This is a genomic window from uncultured Cetobacterium sp., assembly GCF_947039425.1.
Taxonomy (GTDB): Bacteria; Fusobacteriota; Fusobacteriia; order Fusobacteriales; family Fusobacteriaceae; genus Cetobacterium_A.
In genome coordinates this window covers 1-3573 of the sequence record NZ_CAMQYW010000206.1, presented here as the reverse complement: position 1 = coordinate 3573, position 3573 = coordinate 1, and the positions used below count along the sequence as shown (strand labels likewise).

The window sequence follows — 3573 nt, the reverse complement described above, 5'->3', positions numbered from 1 at the left end:
TAGAACCTTGGTTTAATAGTACTTTTATATTAAAAGTAAAAGAAAATGATTTTAAAATTCCTGTTAGCAGAAATAAAGTAAAGGAACTTAAAGAGATTCTTTTAATAAAATAGGGCACTTGGATTAATTTCCAAGTCCCCTATTTTTTTCTAATAATTTTAATGTTACCTTAGTAAAAGCCACTATTGATAGAAGTGGAGCTACAAATATTCCTATAATTGGAATAAAATATAACAATGTAAAAATTCCACCACCCAATGTAAAAGTATATTTATTTTTCTTCATAAATTCTAAAGTTTCTTCGCTTCCATATTTTTTTCTCTCTAAAGTATAATCTACAAAAGTAAACGAAATAAAATAACTTTGAACTAAAAATATTAAAATCGGAACTAATAAATTTATCAAGGGAATAAAACTTAAACACACAATAATTATAGTTGCAATTGTTTCTTTTATAAAACTTTTTCCAGCTATTTTCATTCCTCTAAGTATAAACTTAAGATTCTCTTTTAAAGTAAAATGATACTCTGTTCCATAAATATTATTTTCTACTTTTTCAGATATATAACTGAAAAATGGAGCTAATATTCCCAATAGCAATGTCTTAAAAAAGAAATAATATATTCCTATTAAAGTCATTTTTACTATAAAAATTATCATCCATCTTATTAAAACCATATGCTCTTGAATATTAAAAATTTTTTCAAACTGTATAAATACCATATTTCCTATAAGTGTAGAAATCCAATAGAATACTCCCAGTAAGATTAGTCCAATTACTCCACCTACATAATAACCCCATGTCAATTTCATTTTTCTTATCTCTTTTGGTGCATTTAAATACTCTTCAATTATCATTTGCATATTTTTCATAATTTACCTCTTAAAAAACTACTCCAGATTTTAAAATTATATTTGCATATGGTGTACATTCACCAGTCCTTACAATAACTTCACTTTTATGAGTTATTTTTTTAAACTCTTCATGAGAAACTAATACTACATTTGGTTCCATATTAAATTTTTTAAAAGTTAATAATATCTCTTTGTATATCTCTGGATTTTTATCAAGTATTTCAGAAGCTAGAACTATCTCTTCAACCTGCATTTCACTTAAAGTTGCATCTAATACTTTTATAAAAGATGGATATCCTTGCTCTATAGCCAAGTCAATTCTTTTTACATTTTTAGGAATAGGAAGCCCTGCATCACATATAGTTATATGAGATGTATGTCCTATTTTACTAATTTCATAACTTAACTCACTATTTAATAATCTACTTTTTTTCATATTAATTTTCTCCTCTAAATTCTAAAACTTCGTCCATTGTTGGAATAGATGTTTGAGCTCCTAATCTTGTTACGGCTATTGCTGCTACTTTAACACCTAAGGCTATTGATTCATCTATTGTTTGATTATCTGAAATTCCTCTTACAAATCCACCTATAAAGCTATCTCCTGCTGCTGTAGTATCCACAGCTTTCACTTTATGAGCTGGTATTAAAGTTTCCTCATTATTATCTATAATCATTGCACCTTGACTCCCTAAAGTAACTAAAAGACCTGTTACACCTTTATTTAACAATGATTTTGCAGCTTTTTTTACTCCTTCTAGTTCCTTTGTATCTATTCCTGTGATTACTTCTAATTCTGTTTCATTTGGAATTATATAATCTGAATTCTTTATTACTTCTTCATCTAAATGAACTGCTGGTGCAGGATTCAAAATAGTAACTTTGTTAAACTCTTTTGCTTTAGAAAAAGCATATTTTACTGTTTCTAAAGGGATTTCCAATTGCGCAACTAAAATATCGCAATTTTTTATTATATTAATATTTTTATCAATATATTCTTTATCCACATCATAGTTCGCTCCTGGAACTACAACTATTCTATTTTCTCCATGTTTTTCTAAAGTTATTTGGGCCACTCCTGTAAAGAATTCTGATCTTTCTATATTTTCAATATTTACATTACTTTCTTTCATTGATTTTAGTAGTTCATCTCCCATAGAATCTTTCCCTACTTTTCCAAGCATAGATACTTCTCCACCTAATTTACCTATTGCTACAGCTTGATTTGCACCTTTTCCTCCTGGAATTTGAAAAAATTCCCTTCCTAAAAGTGTCTCTCCTCCTCTTGGAGCTTTTTCACATAGCGTTACTAAATCCATGTTTATACTACCTAATACAACAACTTTTTTCATTAATTTCTCCTTCAGCACTCAATAATAATTACTTTTTTCTCTTTGTAAAAATTTACCATATATAACAGATTTATTCAAGAAATTTAAATATTATGATATAATATACTTCTAATAATAAACATTGGAGGTTATAATGAACGATATATTAATTAAAGTTTCTAATAAGTACATAGACATATTAAAAAATCAAAGTGAAACAGATAAAGAAAGCAATATTATTTATGGAAAAATTTTAAGAGTTTTAGGAGAAAATCCAACTATAAATTTATTTTCACTTATTGATGAATTAAACAAGGGTAAGACTTTTTATGAAAAAAATAAAGTTAGAAATAGAAGAGATAGAATTTCTAATATAGAAATTTTAATAAAAAATGCCAATACAATTGTTGATAATCTTTTAGACGAGGATTCAGATAATTTTTTCTCTATTGAAAGAAGTTTAAATAGATCTGACATTTACAGAGATAGAATGGTTCTTAAGATTCTTTTAGATGAATTTTTCTCAGATGAACTACATGATGTATACTTTACTATTAAAAATGATCTATGTAAAAAATTTCTTTTAGATGTTATAAAAGAAATAAAAACAGCCTAAACAATATAGGCTGTTTTTTACTTTTAATTCCCTTGGAATATTTTAATTTCTACTCTTCTATTTAAAGCTCTTCCCTCAGAAGTTTCGTTTGATGCTACTGGATCTTTTGATCCGTATCCCACTGATGAAATTCTTGAAGTTGATACTCCTTCTGCTGCTAAATAGTTTGCAACACTTTGAGCTCTTTCAAGTGATAAATTTAAATTATAATTAGGATTTCCTGTGCTATCAGTGTAACCAGATACTTGAATTTTTGTTTCTTGATATTTATTTAAAATTTCTGCAATGGAATTTAATGGACCATAGAATCCACTATTTAATACAGCACTTGAACTTTTAAATGATGATTCTCCTGGTAATCTTAAGTTTAAGTTATCTTTATTATTAGTTACTGTTATATTTGTACTTCTTAATGCAGCTAAAAACTCATTATATTGCATATCTTTGTATGCTCCCCATCCAAGTCCTGCTAATGCACCTATTCCAGCACCTATTAAAGTTCCTTTTGTATCTTGTCCAAATAATTGCCCAAGTACAGCACCTGCTGCTGCTCCTCCAGCTGTTCCTGTTGTTTTATTATTTACTGAAACAGTACTACATGCTCCTAAAAGTGATGATGTTAATAATAATATTCCTATTGTCTTTTTATTAGTCATTTCCCTCTCCTTTACAAGTATTTTCTTATATTATCCTACACTAAATATATCTTGTCAAGATTTCCTATCCTTTTATTTTTTTTATTCATCCAAAGTACATTTTATAAACTATAAG

The 3573-nt window shown here is 27.3% G+C and carries 6 protein-coding genes; 2 read left to right on the top strand and 4 right to left on the bottom strand.

Features of this window, described 5'->3' with window-relative positions; all coding sequences use genetic code 11:
• Nucleotides 1–113 (top strand): LytTR family transcriptional regulator DNA-binding domain-containing protein (locus Q0V09_RS09230; protein ID WP_297488792.1); only part of this gene is annotated, 113 nt, incomplete at its 5' end.
• A 10-nt stretch (nt 114–123) separates the two neighbouring features.
• Here the strand turns inward: Q0V09_RS09230 and Q0V09_RS09225 are convergent.
• Genes Q0V09_RS09225 through rbsK form a run of 3 tightly spaced genes read right to left on the bottom strand, consistent with a single transcriptional unit; the run spans nt 124 to nt 2207 of the window.
• On the bottom strand, nt 124–873 hold the full coding sequence (locus Q0V09_RS09225) for an EI24 domain-containing protein (protein WP_297488790.1): 750 nt from the start codon (nt 871–873) through the stop codon (nt 124–126).
• Nucleotides 874–883: 10 nt separating this feature from the next.
• A complete protein-coding gene (gene rbsD, locus Q0V09_RS09220) occupies nt 884–1291 on the bottom strand; it encodes a D-ribose pyranase (protein ID WP_297488787.1) in 408 nt (135 codons plus the stop codon).
• Between the two features lies 1 nt (nt 1292).
• Nucleotides 1293–2207: a ribokinase gene (rbsK, locus tag Q0V09_RS09215; protein ID WP_297488784.1), complete on the bottom strand. Its 915-nt coding sequence runs from the start codon at nt 2205–2207 to the stop codon at nt 1293–1295.
• A 133-nt stretch (nt 2208–2340) separates the two neighbouring features.
• Between rbsK and Q0V09_RS09210 the strand changes: the two genes are divergently transcribed.
• Nucleotides 2341–2802, top strand: coding sequence for a hypothetical protein (locus Q0V09_RS09210; RefSeq protein WP_297488782.1), 462 nt, complete (start codon nt 2341–2343; stop codon nt 2800–2802).
• 23 nt (nt 2803–2825) lie between these two features.
• Here Q0V09_RS09210 and Q0V09_RS09205 read toward each other — a convergent pair whose 3' ends face one another.
• Nucleotides 2826–3458 carry an OmpA family protein gene (locus Q0V09_RS09205; protein WP_297488779.1) on the bottom strand — a complete coding sequence of 211 codons (633 nt, stop codon included), beginning with the start codon at nt 3456–3458 and terminating at the stop codon, nt 2826–2828.
• Nucleotides 3459–3573: the final 115 nt, after the last annotated feature.

What these genes read in the sequence shown, in the direction of transcription:
- Q0V09_RS09225 (WP_297488790.1), bottom strand. Translation starts at nt 873, where the DNA reads ATGAAAAATATGCAAATGATAATTGAAGAGTATTTAAATGCACCAAAA.
- rbsD (WP_297488787.1), bottom strand. Translation starts at nt 1,291, where the DNA reads ATGAAAAAAAGTAGATTATTAAATAGTGAGTTAAGTTATGAAATTAGT.
- rbsK (WP_297488784.1), bottom strand. Translation starts at nt 2,207, where the DNA reads ATGAAAAAAGTTGTTGTATTAGGTAGTATAAACATGGATTTAGTAACG.
- Q0V09_RS09210 (WP_297488782.1), top strand. Translation starts at nt 2,341, where the DNA reads ATGAACGATATATTAATTAAAGTTTCTAATAAGTACATAGACATATTA.
- Q0V09_RS09205 (WP_297488779.1), bottom strand. Translation starts at nt 3,458, where the DNA reads ATGACTAATAAAAAGACAATAGGAATATTATTATTAACATCATCACTT.